Genomic DNA, 17,509 nt, shown 5'->3' on the forward strand with positions numbered 1-17,509 from the left:
CTCACCTGTCGATAAACTCGACACCATCAAGTCCGGTTACCCCCAGGTCCTGTTCAAGCCTGGTAGAGGGCGTCAACTTCAGTGGGCCACCAAAGATTGGCCGTCCTAGTTCTTCGCGAGTGAAAGCCTCAAGGCGTTCCCAGATATCCGTGTCATTCACAGCAGCCTGTCCTCGGGCAGCGCCAGACGGTTATAGGTCGTCACGGTGCGACGCATGATCTGTATCGCATCCGCAGCGAGAAAAATCTCCCCAATGACTAGGACCCGGCCGGCGAATGCACCAAGATTCCGCGTGAAAGCAATCCGAACTGCTACTTGCCCGACACCGGTATATCTGCCTGTCCTAAAAGGACCACTGCGGCAGCTGTCAGGTCGCTTATCCCGAATTGTTTAGCCGTTTCATCAAGCGCTACGGACGTCAACAAATCCACGGCCCGAATATTTTTGTGTATGCCAAACGAATACCGGTTATCGCTCACTGCTTTCTCCCGTCTGTAAAACGAGGAAATTCTAGCTGACGAATGCTCTTTTTATTTGAGATAACGTTTTGACTATAGAAATGGTGGATTTAATCGCAAATTATGGTGAAATTAATTTTCACTAATCGACATGATCAGCGCGTCCCGCTAAATTTCAGGCGATGTTGGACGAAAATACACTGCTTATCAGGGGGCCGGCCCTATCGAACCATCAAACCCGCATACAAAATATTCCGGCGCGAATGACTATGATCAATTTATTTTGTGCGTTTTTGCCTCACTGGCGCTTTCGTTGACACTCAAGCCGGGCGTAGCTAGCCCAGCGACTCCGGATACACCAGAAACTGTTGTAAAGGCGTTTTACACACGGTATTTTCAACAGGAGGGCGGCGTTTATCAATTGACGGATAACCACATTTACAACTATGTGGCAAAACCAACGGTCGATAATCTGCGGGATTGACTATCGTCACAAACGCTTGCGAGGCGGCGCGGACTACTTCACGCGGGCGCAAGACCTTGATCCACAGATATGGCTCAAAACGATGACCTTGCACCCGGCAATCGCGCTCGGCGGGACCGGGGTAATTCCAGTGACGTTCGGCTTAGCCGAAAAGCAGAATCTCCTCGTGTTCGTCGCAATGGAAAACGGACACTGGCGGATAACCAAGGTAGAGGACACAACCGGCTACCAAGGATTCCACCGGTATGACCCGATGGACTAGGCAGTACATCCCTGACCTGCCCGCTCGCTCTCGAGCGGGCTTTTTCCGTCGGTCGCAACCATCGCCAGTCCTTTAAGAGAACCGCCGACTATCGGCACGATTAATTATGCAATCGTTGATATACCAGGGAAAACCCTCGTCTTTGGTACAATGCTAGCGTTAACCCTAGGTTCTGGCGCACGACGCGCCTACCCGGGAGCCTCAGACACGGAGTGCCAAATGAATTTCCACACAAGAAAATGGGTCAAGCCCGAAGACCTGAATCCCAACGGGACGTTGTTCGGCGGCAGCCTGCTGCGCTGGATCGACGAAGAAGCCGCGATCTACGCGATCTCTCAGCTGGACAACCAGCGTGTGGTGACGAAGTTCATGTCAGAGATCAACTTCGTCAGCTCGGCGCGCCAGGGCGACATCATCGAACTGGGCATGACCGCGACGCATTTCGGCCGCACGTCGATCACGCTGCGCTGCGAAGTGCGCAACAAGATCACTCGCAAGAGCATTCTGACGGTCGAGAAAATGGTGTTCGTCAATCTCGACGAAAACGGCGACCCGGCGCCGCACGGCCGCACGCGTATCCGTTACGCGGACGAGCAGTTCGCTCACTATCGCGCGAACTCCAAGCCGGTGCCGCAACCGGCATCAGTCGCGACGGTGGAGGAAGATCGGGTCGCGGCGCGCAGCGAGGTCGAGAGCCTGCACTGAGCGGGCTGTAGTAAGGCCCGCGGGTTGGTCGGGCGGCGGTTGACTTCCACGCGGGGCGCCCATCGAGGGCGCCCCGCTGTGCTTTGGAGCGCGTATTACTGCGGAGACGACGCCGGCGCCGCAGGCGCAGCCGGCATTGCACCCGCGCCACTGTCCCCCGGATCGGCGTAGTTCGGCAGATCCGCGCCAGGCGCTTTGGTCGCGCCGCCGGAAGCCCCATTGGGCGCCGGCGCGGACTCACCCGGATCGTTGTAGTTCGGCAGCGCGCCCGGCGCGCCCTTGGCCGCGCCACCCTCTCCTGAGGCCCCATTCGGCGTCTCGCCCACATCGCCCGGATCGGAGTAATTCGGCACGCCGCCCGCCGGCGCGCCTGCTGCGGGGGCAGCAGCCGGACCGGTATCGCCGTGATCGTCGTACTCCGGCAGCGGCGCCGGGTTATTGCCCGTGCCGCGCAGACGCGCGAGGCGCTGCTGCACATAGGCATCACGCACGAACGAGTATTTGTCGAGCGCAGCCTGCTCCAGAAGGCTGGTCGCGCCGAGCAGATCCGACCGCGTGCTGACGAACTGCAGCACGTACAGCGGATTGCGGGTCGCCGGTTCGACATAGTTCAGCGGATTGAACTTCACATCGACGACGAGCCCCATGCTGTCGCGCACCGTGCTCGGCCCGAACAGCGGCAGCACCAGATACGGACCCGACGGAATGCCCCAATGCCCGAGCGTCAGACCGAAGTCCTGATGATGCTTGGGCAGGCCGGCCGGCGTCGCCCAGTCGAGCAGGCCGCCGATACCAAACACCGAGTTGAACGCGAACCGCATGATGTCTTCGGTCGCGTCGGTGATCTTCAGTTGCAGCAGCGCGTTCGCGGCGTTGGTGAGATCGCCGAGGTTCGAGAAGAAATTGCTGACGGCGGTGCGCAGCGGCTGCGGCGTCACCTTCTGATAGCCCTTCGCGACCGGCACCGCGATATAGCGATCGACTCCGTCGTTGAAAGTGAAGATCGCCCGGTTCACTGGCTCGAACGGATCGCCCGGCTTGCGATCCGGGGCGGTCGCGCAGCCCGAAATGAGACCCGCGGCGGTGAGCGCCAGCGCGGTGTTACGCAGCTTCATGCTTATATTCCTTTTTGCTTCCCGCGACGTTGACGCGGCTTGCCCATCAGCACCGGCTGGAAAACCACCGCGCCGATCAGCGTGCAGAACAACGAAAGCGCGAGCAGCCTCCCCATGCTGGACGTGCCCGGATGGTGCGACAGCCACAGGCTACCAAACGCGGTGGCCGTTGTGGCGGCGCTGAACAGCACCGCATGCGTGAGGCTCGACTGCAACAGGCCGGTCTGGCCGTGGCGCCACGCCATCACGAAGTAGATCTTGAACGCGACACCGACGCCGAGCATCAGCGGCAGCGCGATGATGTTCGCGAAGTTCAGCGGCATCCCGAACACCACACACAGCTCGAGCGTGACCAACGCGGAGACCAGCAGCGGCACCAGCGTGCGCAGCACGTCGCCGATCCGGCGCAGCGCGATCCACAGCAGCACGGCGATGGACAGCAGCGCATAGACGGCCGCCTGCAGGAACGCCTTGATGATCGTGTTGGCCGAATGGATGATCGAGATCGGTCCGCCGATCGCGCCCGGCTCGGCCTGCTTCACCGCGCGCGCGAAGCGGGCGAGCATCTGGTCGTCGTTCGGGTCGACGCCGGGCGGCACCTTCGGCGCGATATCGACGAGCGAGTGGCCGCCCTTGCCGATCCACATCGCGGTGATGCCTGGCGGCAGCGTCTCCTGAGTAATTTCGGTCGGCTGCAGAAGGTTCTCCAGCTGCTTCAACGCGATGCGCAGCGTGTCGGACATCGCGACTTCGGCGCGGTCGCGCGTGGCGGCGTCGGCGGCCGCGAGCTTTTGCAAGGTCGTCGACAGATGCTGTGCCTCCGCCGCGCCCGGGCCCGGGTGGTCCTCGGCGGCGAGCGACAACTGATTGGCCGCGCGCTTCAAGGCGGCGACGCGCACCGCGTCGGTGGCTTGCGGCGCAGGCTGCTGTTGCAGCGCCGGCAGCAGTTGCTGCGCGGCGCTTGCGATCAACATCATCTTCTGCTGCTGCTCGGCCGGCACGAAGGTGCTCAGCGTGTTGACGCGGCCCACTTCCGGCAGCTTGCGCAGCCGCTCGGCCATCGCGTCGGCGTCGGCAAGCGACGGCGCCAGCGCCTGCACGTTGTTGACCGCGGCTTCAGGTGAATCCTTCAAAGACAGCAATGTCGCCATCGACTCCGTATGCGGGTCCTTCAGATGCAGCGGATTGAAGTCGAAACGCAGGTGCGCGAGCAGCGGCGTCGCGCCGATCACGACGATCAGCGTGCCGATCAGCACCGGCTTGCGATTGCGATCGAGGAAGTCGTCGACGGGTTCGAGCTGCTTGAAACCCGGCGATGCGACTTCCCCCGGCGGATTGAAGATCTTCAGCAGCGCCGGCAGCAGCGTCATGTTGGTGAAGTACGCGACGAACATGCCGACGCCCGCGATCTGACCAAGCTCCGACACGCCGCGATACGCGGTCGGCAGGAACGAGAAGAAGCTCAGCGCCACTGCCACGGCCGCGAGCGTGAGCGGCACGCCGATGCTGTGCGCGGTGTGCATCAGCGCGGCCGATAGCCGGTCGTCGCGGTTGCGCTCCTCGCGATACTTGACGCCGAACTGCACGCCGAAATCGACGCCGAGCCCGACGAACAGCACCATGAACGCGACCGAAATCATGTTCAGCGCGCCGACCATCAACAGGCCGAGCGCGGCCGTGATCGCGAGGCCGACGAACAGCGTGATGAACACGGCCGCGATCATGCGGCCCGAGCGCAGCGCGAGCCACAGAATGATCAGCACGACGATGAAAGTGCCGATGCCGTTCAGCACGGCGCCGTCCTGCACCGACGCGAACTCCTCGTCTGCGAGCGGCTGTTCGCCGGTCAGGCGGATCGTCGCGCCGTAGCGCTCCTGAAGATGCAGCGACACCGCGGTCGCGCGAATTGCCCTCGATGCGCTTGCGCCCGGCTCCAGCGCGTCGTAGTTGACGACCGGCTGCACGACCACGAACGAACGCGCCGGATCGGCGGCGGCGCTCTTATCGACGAGCGCGCGCCATGAAAACGCGGCGGGCTGGCCGGCCAGCACGCGATCGAGCGTGTTCGCGCTTTGCGCAAGCAGCCGGCTCATGTCGGAGAGTTTGACCTGGCCCAGTTGCAGCGGCAGCAGCAAGCTCGTGGTCAGCGTGCCGGCGAGACCGGTCAGGCTCGGATCATGCGCAAGCTGATTGACGAGCGGGCGCGACTGTACGAGTTGCGAGGTGGTGGACATCACCTCGTCGGTGGACGGAAACAGCAGGCCGTTGTGTTCGAAGAACGGGCCCCCGGAGGGTTGCGAGACCGACGTGAACTCTTTGGGATCGGCTCTGAGCGCGGCGGTCAGAGCGTTGGCCGCGGCGTCGGCGAATTCGGGCGCGCGCGCCTCGACCACCACCAGCATGGTGCCGCCGCGGTCGGGGAAGGCTGCGTCGATCGCATTCTGGGCTGCCGCCCATTGCTTGTCGGTCTCGACGAGACGGCTGATGTCCGTGTTGATCCTGAAGTTATGCGCGACGTATATGCCGCTCAGGACAGCGAGCACGATCGACAGCGCGATGATCCTGAGCGGATGACGCACCGAGTACGCGACGAGACGGACGATGTATGGCTTCAGCATGTAGGCGGACGTGGCCTTATCACGGGTGTTGTTTTTGACGAAGGTGCATAAGTATACAGAGCCCGGGCAAGCAAGCCCGACTTCGGTAGCAAGTACGACTCCTGACAGCTTCGCCAGGATGGGAACGTAATCCCCGCTATACTGGTCTACCCTCTTTAGCCGCGGGGCTGCGGCCCGCCGGCGCTACTTCTTTCGAGTCATGACAAGCGTATGAAACGATATCTGACTGCTTTTGTGGCTGCGGCCGTGGTATCCACGGCGGCGTTTGCGCAGAGCGCACCCGACGCGGTGGTAAAAAGTGCAGTCCAGGGCACGGTGACTGCAATGAAGGCTGACCCGCAGGCGCGCGGCGGCGACATGGCGAAGATCACCCAGGTCGTCCAGACGCACTTCCTGCCCGCCACCGACTTCCAGCGCACCACGCGTATCGCGGTCGGCAAGCCGTGGGCGACCGCGACGCCGGAACAGCAGAAGCAACTGTACGAGCAGTTTACGCTGCTGCTCACGCGTACCTACGCCGCATCGCTATCGCAATTGCGCGACCAGGAAGTGAAGTTCCAGTTTGCACCGGTCAGCGCGCCCGCCGGCGCGACCGACATCGTCGTGCAATCGCACGTAATCAGCACCGGCGGCGACGATGCGATCGACTACCGGCTCACCAAGGGGCCGTCGGGCTGGAAGATCTACGACATCAACATGATGGGCGCGTGGCTCATCCAGGTGTATCAGACGCAGTTCGCCGATCAGATCGCCAAAGGCGGCATCGACGGGCTGATCAAATTCCTGACCGAGCATAATGCGCGCGGCGCGTAAGCGGGTCGGTCGACAGAAGCGTTAGTCGGTAAAAGAAAAGCGCGGTGGCCTTGATTGGCCACTGCGCTTTTTTCATCCTTCATAGGCGGCGCCCGGCCGCCTCCTGTGGAACGCGTTAGTGCGTCGCCGTCGCGGTCTCCACCTTCTTGCCCTTGCCGGCGCGCGTGATTTCTTCGAGCTTGATCTCGACGTGACGCGAGAACACGTACTCGGCGGGACGCTGCTTGTCGAGCGGGATGTCCTGCGCGAACGCGCCCGTGGTCTTAGGACCGCGCATGCTGACCTTCAGCGCCTTCAGCGGATGCGCAACCGTGTCCATCACGGCCGTCGCTTCGAAACCACAGTGGACCATACAGTCGGCGCACTTCTCGTAGTTGCCGGTGCCGTACTTGTCCCAGTCCGTGGTTTCCATCAGTTCCTTGAAGGTCTTCACGTAGCCTTCGCCGACCAGGTAGCAAGGCTTTTGCCAGCCGAACACGGTACGCGCCGGGTTGCCCCACGGCGTGCATTCGTAGGTCTGGTTGCCCGCGAGGAAGTCGAGGAACATCGCCGACTGGCTGAACGACCAGTTCTTGCCGTTGTTGCCGCGCTTGAAGATTTCGCGGAACAGCTGCTTGGTCTTGTCGCGGTTCAGGAAGTGCTGCTGATCCGGCGCGCGCTCATACGCATAACCCGGCGACACCGTGATGCCGTCGACGCCCATCGGGCCAAGCGTGTCGAAGAACTTCGCCACACGTTCCGGCTGCGCGTCGTTGAACAGCGTGCAGTTGATGTTCACGCGGAAGCCGCGGCGCTTCGCTTCGCGAATTGCGGCGACGGCCTTCTCGTACACGCCTTCCTGCGACACCGAGTGGTCGTGCGCTTCCTTGTCGCCGTCGAGGTGAACCGACCACACGAAGTACGGATTCGGCTCGTAGTCGTCCATCTTCTTTTCCATCAGCAGCGCGTTCGTGCACAGGTATACGAACTTCTTGCGCGCCATGATGCCCTTGACGATCTGCGGCATTTCCTTGTGCAGCAGCGGCTCGCCACCGGCGATCGACACGACCGGCGCGCCGCATTCGTCGACTGCCTGAAGGCATTCTTCGAGCGACAGACGCTGGTTCAGGATCGGATCCGGATAGTCGATCTTGCCGCAGCCATTGCAGGCGAGATTGCAGCGGAACAGCGGCTCCAGCATCAGGGCGAGCGGATAGCGTTTGTTGCCGGAGAGATGCTGGCGCATGATGTATGCGCCGACGCGGACTTTCTGTAGCAGCGGAATAGACAAGGCGTCCTCCTTAAACTTCGCGTGCAGCGAGTGGTTGCATCAGTTTCGATGGCAACTTGAATTCGACTTTTTCTTCACGGCCCGCCATCGTCGTGACATCGACGGGCCCCAATGCGCGCAGCGCATCGATTACGTTTTCGACCATTTCTTCGGGTGCCGATGCGCCGGCCGTGATGCCGACCGTGTGCACGTTAGCGAACCATTCCGGCTTCACTTCGGAGCCGTCGGCGACGAGGTAGCTCGCCACGCCACTCTCACTGCCGATTTCGCGCAACCGGTTCGAGTTCGAGCTGTTGGTTGCGCCGACCACCAGCAGCACGTCGACCTGTTTGCTCAGCTCGCGCACTGCAGCCTGGCGGTTCTGCGTTGCATAGCAGATGTCGCGCGTGTCGGGACCGACGATGTCGCTAAAGCGGCGCAGCAGCGCGTCGATGATGCCGCGCGTGTCGTCGACCGACAGCGTGGTTTGCGTCACGTAGGCGAGCGGCGCATCGACCGGCAACTGGAGCTTCGCGACTTCTGCCTCGCTCTGCACCAGCAGCACCGTGCCGGGAATCTGGCCGATCGTGCCTTCCACTTCGGGATGGCCGGCGTGGCCGATCAGGATCAGCGTGCGGCCGGCGGCCACGTACTGGCGACCCTGCACATGCACCTTGGTCACGAGCGGGCAGGTGGCATCGAGCACGTCGAGGCCGCGCGCTTCGGCATCGCGTTCGACAGTTTGCGCAACCCCATGCGCGCTGAATATCGCGACGGCACCTTGCGGCACTTCATCGAGCTCCTCGACGAAACGCGCGCCCTTCTGGCGCAGATTGTCGACCACATGACGGTTATGGACAATCTCGTGACGGACATACACGGGAGCGCCGTGTTGCTGTAACGCACGATCGACGATTTCGATCGCGCGGACAACGCCCGCACAAAAGCCGCGCGGCTGGGCAAGGATGACTCGCATAAGTTGGCGAACTCCGACTAACGCGGGTTTCGAAGAAGTCGTGAAACTGACTTTATCGCCGCGCTCATCTTGATTAGTTGACGTCTTGAGCCCCGGCGACCGGCCGGTACAGCAAAACCAAACGCGCATTCTAACGCTATCGGGGCCGCTTTGCTTTCTGGTGCGGCCCGTGTGTTGGGCGCTTGCCGCATCTGCCGGGCCTTGCGGAGGACCGGGGCTACGAGCGTTACCACGATGTAAGGAGCCAGCGCCAGATCGCCTCGTAACGCGCCCGGCCATGACCGCACACTGCACCGTCACGGCGGAACCCTTAAACTACCGATCCTTGCTGCGCGGACATCGCGCTGTATTACAGAATGGTTTCGAGGCTCGCTGGATGGACGTCGATCAACACGAAAACTTTCCGATCGCGAGCGTGTTGCTGCCGAAGGCGCTACGCGCGCCTGTCGGTATTATCTATCAGGTCGTGCGCACCGCGGCCGATATCTCCGCCGAAGGTCAGTGGAACGCCGCCGAGCGGCACGCCCGTCTGGCCGATTTCCGCGCCGGGCTCGACGCGATCGCGCAACGGCGCGCAGCGCCCGTGCATGCGCTGCTGTTCGGCAAGCTGGCTGGCGTGATCGCGCAATACGAGCTGCCGCTCGAACCGTTCTACGATCTGCTCGACGGCTGCGCACAGGACATCGATACGAATCGCTATGCGGATCGCGCCGCGCTCGTCGACTATTGCCGCCGTTCGGCGCATCCGGTCGGGCATCTGCTGCTGCATCTGGTCGGCGCGGCGACGCCGGACAACCTCGCCGACGCCGACGCGATCTGCACGGCCTCGCAGCTGATCAGCTTCTGGCTCGACGTCGCTGCGGATTGGCAACGACAGCACGTATACCTGCCGCAAGCCGATCTGCTGCGCTTCGGCGTGACCGAGGCGCAGATTGCCGAGGGGGTCGTCGATGACGCGTGGCGCGCGCTGATGGCGCACGAAATCGCGTTCGTGCGTGCCACGCTGATCAGCGGCGCGCCGCTCGCGCTGCGCACGCCGGGGCGGCTCGGCATCGAGCTGAGCGGCGCGGTGCATGCCGGACTGCGGTATCTCGAGCGCATCGAACGCGCGGACTACGATGTGTTCCGCAAGCGCCTGGTGCTCAATCTGTTCGACTGGTGCGTGGTGGCGGCACGCACCCTGACAATGCAACTATCCAGACGCGTCGGCATGGCGGCGCGCTCAATCGAGGGAAATGCTTAATGGCGGCGGTCCTGTTCATTCTTTCGTGTGTTTCCCTGCTGATCTGGTGCGTGCTGCTGTTCGCGCGCGGCGGCTTCTGGCGCGCGCGTCCCGCCGCGCCGCTGACCATCGCGGCGCGCGAAGCATGGCCGGCCGTCGCGGCCGTCGTACCGGCGCGCAATGAAGTCGACGTGATCGCCGAGGCGGTGACGTCGCTGCTCAAGCAGGACTATCCGGGCGCGTTCCACGTGATCGTCGTCGACGATCACAGCACCGACGGCACCGCCGACGCCGCGCGGGCCGCCGCGCTGCAGCTGCAATGTCCGGAGCGCCTCACCGTGCTGGGCGCGAAGCCGTTGCCGCCGGGCTGGTCCGGCAAGGTGTGGGCGCAGTCGCAGGGCATCGAGGCGGTGCGCACGCTCGATTTGCCAGCCGAGTTCCTGCTGCTGACCGATGCCGACATCGGCCATCCCGCCGACGCGTTGACGCAGCTCGTCGCGCGCGCGGATGCCGAAAAGCGCGACCTCGTCTCGCTGATGGTCAGGCTACGCTGCGATTCGTTCTGGGAAAAGGCGCTGATTCCGGCCTTCGTATTCTTCTTCGCGAAGCTGTATCCGTTCGCGTGGGTCAACAATCCGCGCAACCGTACCGCGGCCGCGGCGGGCGGCTGCATGCTGGTGCGCCGCGCGGCGCTCGAGGAGGCGGGCGGCATCGAGTCGATCCGCGCCGAGCTGATCGACGATTGCAGTCTCGCGGCGCGCATCAAGCATCGCGGCAGCGGGCGTCATCCGATCCGCCTCGACGTGGCGGCGAAGAGCGTGTCGCTGCGTCCGTACGATAGCTGGCGCGACATCTGGAACATGATCGCCCGTACCGCGTTCACGCAGTTGCGCTACTCGCCGCTGCTGCTCGCGGGCACGCTCGTCGGTATGGCGATCATCTATCTGTTGCCGCCGGTCGCGGCGTTGATTCTCGGGCCGCTCGGCTGGCCGGCCTGGATCGCGTGGGCCGCGATGTGCTGCGCGTATGCGCCGATGCTCGTCTATTACCGGCGCGCGCCACTGTGGGCGCCGTTTCTGCCGCTCGTGGCACTGTTCTATGTCGGCGCAACGTTCGCATCTGCGGTGCGTTACTGGCGTGGCAAGGGTGGACAGTGGAAGGCGCGCGTGCAGGCGCCGGTGCAGGAGAGGTGAATTCGTTTGGCGATGGCCAATGATGCTGCCGGCAGAATGCAGACGAAAAAAAGCGGCTCCTGGCCGCTTTTTTTTCGTCACGCGCTGCTCATCACGCGTTCGTCAGCATCATGTACATCTGGATCACGACGTCCGGCGAGAACGTGAACGGCACCCAGCCGTGGCCGGTGTGGCGCATCACGAGCAAACGGTCGCCGCTCGACTGCTTCTGCACGGCCATCATCGGATTCTTCGTCGACACGAATTGCCAGCCCGGCGGGATGCCCTGCGGCTGCTCCGGCGTCATCGACGCGCGCGCGTTCGACAGTTCCTCGATCAGCCGGCTGATCTGCTCCGGGCGCAGCGCGACGGTCTGGTTGCCGATCGTCATCGTGATTTCGTCACGGGCGGGGCGGTTGATCTCGAGCGTCGGCTGCAATTGCGGGGCGGCCGGCTTATCGATCGCTGCGGCGGTTGCTGCGGGGCTCGCGGGCTGTTCCGCTGCCGCTTCCGCCGCTATGTCGTGCGCGGCGTGCTCCGCCGCCGCGGGCGATGCCGCCGCGTCAGCGTTTGTCTGGGGAGTGTTCTCGGCCTGCGTGGCCACGACAGCCTGAATGAGCTGATCGACGCCCGTTTCCAGCGCGCCGAGCTGTTCGTGAAGATTCATGCGAGGTTTCTCAGGTAGGACCCGCGATTTTACCTGCTGCGCGCGGGCTTGGACCCGTCGCCGGCGCGGGACTTGTAACAAATTGCTTACGGCTGTCGCTTACCGCTTCAGATACCCCGCCTGCCGGAACCATTCGAGCGCATCGGCGAGACCCTCGCGATATGGCCGCGCGCGATACCCCAGTTCACGTTCCGCCTTCGCCGACGTGAAATACATCTTGTTCTTCGACATCTTCAGTCCGTCGACGGTGACGAACGGTTCGCGCTTCGTGAACTTGGCGACCGCTTCCGCGCCCATCGCGAGCGGATACAAAGGCCAGCGCGGCAGGCTCAGTGTCGGTGCCTTGCGACCGGTCAACGCCGCGATGTCGGCCAGCATCTGCTGCAGCGGCAGATTTTCGCCGCCGAGAATATAGCGCTCGCCGATCTTCCCGCGTTCGAGCGCAAGGAAGTGGCCGGCGGCGACATCGTCGACGTGCACGAGGTTCAGGCCCGTATCGACGAATGCGGGAATCTTGCCGAGCGCCGCCTCCAGAATGATGCGGCCGGTCGGCGTCGGCTTTACGTCGCGCGGGCCGATCGGCGTGGACGGATTGACGATCACCGCGGGCAGACCGTCCTCGGCGATCATGCGCTCGACAGCGCGCTCGGCGAGCACCTTGCTGCGCTTGTAGACGCCGATCGCCTGATCGGCGCGCAGCGGCGAGGTTTCGTCGGCGGACTGGCCGGAGCTCGTCACCTTCAGCGTCGCAACGCTGCTCGTGTATACGATGCGCTCGACGCCTTCCTTCAACGCCGCGCGCATCGTCGCCTCGGTGCCTTCGAGGTTCGCGCGTTCGATCTCGCCGGGGTCCGGTGCCCACAGCCGATAATCGGCGGCCACGTGCAGCAGATAGCGCACGCCGCGCAGCGCGTTGCGCATCGATGCTTCGTCGCGCATGTCGCCGACGACGATTTCCGCATCGAGCGATTCGACGTTCTTGCGCGGACTCGTCGCGCGCACCAACACGCGTACACGAAAGCCCTTGCTTTGCGCGATGCGCGCCACCGACGAGCCGACGAAGCCGGATGCGCCGGTCACGAGCACGAGATCGCGATTCTGTTCGGTCATTCTGTTTCCATTTCCTGCGTGACGGTCGACGGATTGTACGTGGCGCGCGCGATGGATGGGTGTTGTCGAGCACGCTCGCCGGGACGCGACTAGAATGCCGGCTTGAAAGACTGTCAGGCATTAAAAGGAGGTAGCGGCATGGCCCCGGATCTGGATGAGCGGATCGAAACGTATTACGCGCGGGTGCGCGGCACCGTGCAGGGCGTTGGCTTTCGCCTGGCGACGGTGCGCCAGGCGCACGCCCTTGGCATCAAGGGATGGGTCGCGAATCTCGACGACGGTTCGGTCGAAGCGATGTTGCAGGGACCGGCCAATCAGATCGACCGGATGCTGTCGTGGCTGCGTCACGGACCGCCGGCGGCGCGTGTGACCGAGGTGAGCGGCGAGGAGCGCGCGACCGACAAGCGGTACGAGCGCTTCGAGCAGCATTGAGTTCGAGCTACGCGGGTTAAAAAAAAGCGGCGCGCCGTCCAGAGGAGGGCGCGCCGCTTTTTCGTTGATGGCCTTTATCGGCGGTGATTCGCCGCGAGGTCAGCGCTTAGCGCGCCACCAGCAAACTCTCCGCGAATCCCCACTCATCCTCGATCCATTGATGGCTGCACACGAATCCGGCGTCATCGGCAATCGCGGGCAATTCTTCCGCGCGATACTTGTGGCTGCTTTCGGTCCAGATCGTCTCACCTTCCTTCAGCGACACCGTCAGCTTTGCGGCGCGCACGTGAGCGGTGATATCGCGCTTTGCGCGCAGATGCATCTCGATGCTGCGCGCGTCCGGATTGAAGCGCGCCACGTGCTCGAACTCATCGAGCGGAAAGTCGCCGTCGAGTTCGCGGTTGATGCGCGCGAGCAGGTTCAGATTGAACGACGCGGTCACGCCGACCGCGTCGTCGTACGCGGCGATCAGCACGGGGGTCGGTTTGATCAGATCGGTGCCGAGCAGCAGCGCGTCGCCGGGCGCGAGCATGTTGCGGATGTCTCGCAGAAAACGCGTTGCCGCGAGCCGGCCGAAGTTGCCGATCGTGCTGCCGAGAAACAGCACGAGCAAGCGGTCGCCGGGTGCGCGCTGCCGGCTCACCTCGGCGAGACCGGCCAGATAGTCACGCTCATAACCGACGATCGAAATCCGCTCGATGTCGCCGAGTTCGCGCCGGCACAACTGCAAAGCACTGCGCGATATTTCAATCGGGCAGTAAGAAGTGGGGCGCTTTTTACACAGCGCCTCGAGAATGCGCCGCGTTTTGCGGCCGCTGCCGCTGCCGAGTTCGGCGACCGTCACGTCATGCGGCAAATGCTCGACGATATCGGCCGCGTGCTTCGTCAGCAGCCGCTCTTCGGCGCGCGTGACGCCGTATTCGGGCAATACGGTAATCACTTCAAAAAGTGCGGAGCCGACTTCGTCGTACAGATACTTCGACGGCAGCTCTTTTTGCGGCGTGTGGGTGAGGCCGGCGTATACGTCGGCGGCGAAGGCGCGGCGCAGTTCGGAAGGCGAGTTGCTAAGCGATAGGGCTGGCTGGGTCATGCTGGCTCCAGTAGTCACATTCGATGAGCGGGATTGCTGCCGGGTGGTGGCATGCGCGATGAAAAGCGGTTGACGCGTGCCGTGGGCGAGATGCGCGGACGTCGGTTGATGACGGGCTCCGAGACTACGCTCGGAGTTGCATTCGCCGACCCGGCTCGTGGGTGCTGCTCGTTTCGTGCCACTGTGGCTGTCGTTGTCGCGGGCGACGGGGCCACAGCGTGCAAAACCTGGTAGCAAGATTCGCGCACGACGATGACGAACCGGAAATGAGTTCGCCGGCCGCGCACATGAAGTTATGTTCTAGTGCATTGACGGGCAATGCGCACGACTAATTGCAGCCGATTGACGAAAAAGCGCAGGCCCGTCGGCGACCAACCCGTCTAGAATGCCCGTTTTCTGAGTTTTTTGCAGCGCCGCTTCAGAACAACAATGCAGGGCCGGCCGCTTTGCACCCATGCCCGCCTGCTCACGAGACATCATATTCATGACGACAACGAACGCCGCGAGCCTGCGTCGCGCGCCACAACGCCAAGCGTCACACCGATTCCGGACCGCGCAATGAACCACAACGACTTCAGGCGCGGGATCGCATTGTCGGTCGGGGCGTCGGCGATGTTCGCGCTGCTGTCCGCTTACGCGACGCTGCTGAAACCGCTTTCGGGCCTCGACATCTTCGCATGGCGCATCGTATGGACCGTGCCCGGCGCGGTCCTGCTCGTCGCGGTGCGCAAGCGTCTGCCGATTCTGCGCGCGCTCGTTGTCCGAATGATGAAGCAGCCGAAGCTCGGGATCGCGATGAGCGTGGCCGCGGGCTTGCTCGGCGTGCAGCTATGGCTGTTTCTGTGGGCGCCGCTGCATGGGCGCATGCTCGAAGTGTCGCTCGGTTATTTCCTGCTGCCGCTCGTGATGGTGCTGGTCGGGCGCTTCCACTATCACGAGCGGCTCGACGCGTTGCAGTGGCTCGCGGTCGCCTGCGCTGCGGTTGGCGTCGCGCACGAGCTGTGGGTGACCGGCGCGTTTTCGTGGCCGACGCTCGTCGTCGCGCTCGGCTATCCGCCTTATTTCATGCTGCGCCGCCAGATCAATCAGGATTCGCTCGCGATGTTCACCGTCGAAATGACCTTGCTGCTGCCGGTGGCGATCGTGTCCATTCTTGTCGGCGGTTCGCTGCAAGCGATCGCCGGACGCGCGGAAATGTGGTTTCTGCTGTTACCGGGCCTCGGCGCGTTGAGCACGCTCGCGCTCGCTTCGTATCTGAAGGCGAGCCGCCTGTTGCCGGTCGCGTTGTTCGGCATCCTCGGCTACGTCGAGCCGGTGCTGCTCGTGTTCGTATCGATCACGCTGCTGCGCGAAACGCTGAGCGTCGCGCAACTCGCGACCTATGTGCCGATCTGGATCGCCGTTGCGCTGACCGCACTGCACAGCGTGCGCTTCGTTCGGTTTGCGTCGAGCTGAACGGCGACGCGCGCTCAGCGATGCGCTTCGGTCCGCTGTGGATTGATGCGAGTCGGGCCTACCTGCGCCTCGATCGCGTCGCGCATTTCGGGGCGCCAGCCGACCCCGAACAGCGCTTCGGCGAGCACGAATAGCGGGCCGATCAACAGGCCGATCACGTCGTCGACGAAGGCCGGCTTGCGATGTTCGTACGCGACGTGACCGACGAATTGGAACACCCAGCCGATCACGAAGAGTCCAATGCCGGTCGCGAGCCACACGAGCGTCGTTTGGGCGGCCAACCACTCGCCGAACCTCAGGCAGAGCGCCGAGATGCACGCCATCAGCACGCCGAGCGGCACGTCGAGCGCGAGGTAATAGACGGTCGCCGCGACGAACAACAGCCGCGCTGGCGACATCGTGACCGGGAACATCCCGGCACCGAACGACGGGCGGCTCAGCAACACCGCGAGCGCGAGCACGATCATCGGAATGCCGACGAAGTGCGTGGCGATATTGCGCCGGTCGCGATGGTAGGCCGCGTATTGCGTCAGTTGCTGCGTCAGCGTTCTCATGAGTGCCGCTCCTGTGTCAACGTCAGCATAATCGCGCGGAGCGGATTTTCAAACCATAGGGTAGCCGACGATCAGCGACGATCGCCCTCTGATGCTGTGCATGGTTCGTACTGTGCTCGTCGAGCGCGTTTAACGCGCGCTCGGGTGACCGGCGCGACGTTTCAATGGGCCGATCGTCGCGGCGGGCAACGAGGTGAGCAGCATGTGCAGCGTGAAGTCGAGATCTTCGCGCGCGATGCCGAGTTGCACGCGGACTTCTCCGCGCACCGGCTCCGTGTTGATGACATAGACGCCGAGCGGCGAATGAAGCAGTGCGCGCAAGTGAGGCTGCGGCAGCGTCACGAGCAGAAGCGAACGCGCCGACGGAAAAGGAATGACGTTGCTGGGTTGAACCTGCTTGCTGGCAGGTTGCGCAGAGAGCGTGTCGAGCGATTGCGTGAGAGCCATGTGATGCGGCGTTCGTGTAACGCGAGGGTGAATTGGAACAATTCGAGAGTAATCGCCCGCGAGTAAAGACGGTGCAAAAATTCGCGCGTCTGTCGACAAAAAGATACGACACGGCATCGCGCGCGGAATAAAAAAAGGCGAGTCACAAGACTCGCCCTCCCTGAACGGCACGGTCCGGCTTCGATCAGCTTCTATTTGAACAGCACCTGCATGGCCGGTCAGCGCCGAAACCGATCACGTGTTATTGCGTTTTGGTCGTGTCGGCTTGTGCGCCGTCGGCTTTCGCCGGGGCAGTGCTGGCCTCTTTCGCACTCTCCGTTTTAGTCTTCGCGGCGCTCGTTTCGACGGCATGCTTGCTCGTGGACTTGTGGACCTTCTTCGTATGGGCGGAAGTCTTTTTCACGTGCTTTTGCGCGGCGGCTTCGGCGGGCGCTTTCGCTGCGGTCGCGCTGTCGTCCGTCGCGCCGGCTTGTACCGCGGTGCTTGCTTTCAGATTCGCGTGGCCGGCAGTCGGCAGCTGCGTGGCTTGCGCGGGTTGTGCGGGTTGTGCGGCGGACGGTGCGGCCGTTTGAGCAAATGCGGTCGACACGAGCAGTGCGGAAGCAACAGCGGCGAAAAGCGTCTTCATGATGTGACTCCTGGTTGAATCGGTGGATTCGTTTGTCGCGGCTGAATCATTT

At 63.2% G+C, this 17,509-nt stretch carries 17 protein-coding genes and 2 pseudogenes; 7 read left to right on the forward strand and 12 right to left on the reverse strand.

Features of this window, described 5'->3' with window-relative positions; translation table 11 throughout:
- Positions 1-4: 4 nt before the first annotated feature.
- Together VSR82_RS06455 and VSR82_RS06460 are read right to left on the reverse strand one after the other, a co-directional pair.
- A pseudogene (locus VSR82_RS06455) lies at positions 5-160 on the reverse strand (acyl carrier protein); the annotation flags it as partial.
- Positions 157-479 (reverse strand): annotated as a pseudogene (locus VSR82_RS06460) (STM2901 family protein). The pseudogenes VSR82_RS06460 and VSR82_RS06455, both read right to left, overlap by 4 nt.
- 545 nt (positions 480-1,024) lie before the next feature.
- On the opposite strand from VSR82_RS06460, the gene VSR82_RS06465 reads away from it, so the two are divergent.
- A complete protein-coding gene (locus tag VSR82_RS06465) occupies positions 1,025-1,204 on the forward strand; it encodes a hypothetical protein (protein WP_498857527.1) in 180 nt (59 codons plus the stop codon).
- Between the two features lie 219 nt (positions 1,205-1,423).
- Entirely contained in the window at positions 1,424-1,909 is a 486-nt protein-coding gene (locus tag VSR82_RS06470; protein ID WP_368583443.1) for an acyl-CoA thioesterase, read from the forward strand.
- Between the two features lie 95 nt (positions 1,910-2,004).
- Here the strand turns inward: VSR82_RS06470 and VSR82_RS06475 are convergent, their stop codons facing one another.
- The gene (locus VSR82_RS06475) at positions 2,005-3,024 is read right to left on the reverse strand and encodes an MlaA family lipoprotein (RefSeq protein WP_368583442.1); all 1,020 of its coding nucleotides are present in this window, start codon (positions 3,022-3,024) and stop codon (positions 2,005-2,007) included.
- A 2-nt stretch (positions 3,025-3,026) separates the two neighbouring features.
- Positions 3,027-5,642: a hopanoid transporter HpnN gene (gene hpnN, locus VSR82_RS06480; RefSeq protein ID WP_429456291.1), complete on the reverse strand. Its 2,616-nt coding sequence runs from the start codon at positions 5,640-5,642 to the stop codon at positions 3,027-3,029.
- A 210-nt stretch (positions 5,643-5,852) separates the two neighbouring features.
- On the opposite strand from hpnN, the gene VSR82_RS06485 reads away from it, so the two are divergent.
- On the forward strand, positions 5,853-6,455 hold the full coding sequence (locus tag VSR82_RS06485) for an MlaC/ttg2D family ABC transporter substrate-binding protein (RefSeq protein ID WP_176120875.1): 603 nt from the start codon (positions 5,853-5,855) through the stop codon (positions 6,453-6,455).
- A 115-nt stretch (positions 6,456-6,570) separates the two neighbouring features.
- Here VSR82_RS06485 and hpnH read toward each other — a convergent pair whose 3' ends face one another.
- Positions 6,571-7,725 carry an adenosyl-hopene transferase HpnH gene (hpnH, locus tag VSR82_RS06490; protein ID WP_013092815.1) on the reverse strand — a complete coding sequence of 385 codons (1,155 nt, stop codon included), beginning with the start codon at positions 7,723-7,725 and terminating at the stop codon, positions 6,571-6,573.
- A 10-nt stretch (positions 7,726-7,735) separates the two neighbouring features.
- Positions 7,736-8,680, reverse strand: a complete 945-nt coding sequence (ispH, locus tag VSR82_RS06495; RefSeq protein ID WP_368583440.1) for a 4-hydroxy-3-methylbut-2-enyl diphosphate reductase — start codon at positions 8,678-8,680, stop codon at positions 7,736-7,738.
- A 376-nt stretch (positions 8,681-9,056) separates the two neighbouring features.
- Between ispH and hpnC the strand changes: the two genes are divergently transcribed.
- A complete protein-coding gene (hpnC, locus tag VSR82_RS06500) occupies positions 9,057-9,923 on the forward strand; it encodes a squalene synthase HpnC (protein WP_429456288.1) in 867 nt (288 codons plus the stop codon).
- The gene (locus VSR82_RS06505; RefSeq protein ID WP_368583438.1) at positions 9,923-11,095 is read left to right on the forward strand and encodes a glycosyltransferase; all 1,173 of its coding nucleotides are present in this window, start codon (positions 9,923-9,925) and stop codon (positions 11,093-11,095) included. Before hpnC ends, VSR82_RS06505 begins: the two co-directional genes overlap by 1 nt.
- Before the next feature lie 91 nt (positions 11,096-11,186).
- Here the strand turns inward: VSR82_RS06505 and VSR82_RS06510 are convergent, their stop codons facing one another.
- Positions 11,187-11,741 carry a hypothetical protein gene (locus VSR82_RS06510; protein WP_429456286.1) on the reverse strand — a complete coding sequence of 185 codons (555 nt, stop codon included), beginning with the start codon at positions 11,739-11,741 and terminating at the stop codon, positions 11,187-11,189.
- 99 nt (positions 11,742-11,840) lie between these two features.
- A complete protein-coding gene (gene hpnA, locus VSR82_RS06515; RefSeq protein ID WP_184057734.1) occupies positions 11,841-12,851 on the reverse strand; it encodes a hopanoid-associated sugar epimerase in 1,011 nt (336 codons plus the stop codon).
- A 138-nt stretch (positions 12,852-12,989) separates the two neighbouring features.
- On the opposite strand from hpnA, the gene VSR82_RS06520 reads away from it, so the two are divergent.
- Positions 12,990-13,283, forward strand: coding sequence for an acylphosphatase (locus VSR82_RS06520; RefSeq protein ID WP_013092809.1), 294 nt, complete (start codon positions 12,990-12,992; stop codon positions 13,281-13,283).
- Between the two features lie 106 nt (positions 13,284-13,389).
- Here the strand turns inward: VSR82_RS06520 and egtD are convergent, their stop codons facing one another.
- The gene (gene egtD, locus VSR82_RS06525; RefSeq protein WP_410848714.1) at positions 13,390-14,373 is read right to left on the reverse strand and encodes an L-histidine N(alpha)-methyltransferase; all 984 of its coding nucleotides are present in this window, start codon (positions 14,371-14,373) and stop codon (positions 13,390-13,392) included.
- A gap of 558 nt (positions 14,374-14,931) precedes the next feature.
- Here egtD and rarD point away from each other — a divergent pair.
- Complete coding sequence (gene rarD / locus VSR82_RS06530; RefSeq protein WP_429456283.1) at positions 14,932-15,828, forward strand: EamA family transporter RarD; 897 nt, start codon at positions 14,932-14,934, stop codon at positions 15,826-15,828.
- Between the two features lie 14 nt (positions 15,829-15,842).
- Here rarD and VSR82_RS06535 read toward each other — a convergent pair whose 3' ends face one another.
- From VSR82_RS06535 to VSR82_RS06545, 3 genes are all read right to left on the reverse strand, one after another.
- Complete coding sequence (locus VSR82_RS06535) at positions 15,843-16,382, reverse strand: Mpo1 family 2-hydroxy fatty acid dioxygenase (protein WP_498857528.1); 540 nt, start codon at positions 16,380-16,382, stop codon at positions 15,843-15,845.
- 129 nt (positions 16,383-16,511) lie between these two features.
- Positions 16,512-16,829, reverse strand: coding sequence for a hypothetical protein (locus tag VSR82_RS06540; protein WP_429456279.1), 318 nt, complete (start codon positions 16,827-16,829; stop codon positions 16,512-16,514).
- A 241-nt stretch (positions 16,830-17,070) separates the two neighbouring features.
- Positions 17,071-17,457, reverse strand: coding sequence for a hypothetical protein (locus tag VSR82_RS06545; protein ID WP_368583431.1), 387 nt, complete (start codon positions 17,455-17,457; stop codon positions 17,071-17,073).
- Positions 17,458-17,509 lie beyond the last annotated feature (52 nt).

Source organism: Burkholderia sp. JPY481 (assembly GCF_038900515.1).
GTDB classification, from domain to species: domain Bacteria; phylum Pseudomonadota; class Gammaproteobacteria; order Burkholderiales; family Burkholderiaceae; genus Paraburkholderia; species Paraburkholderia youngii.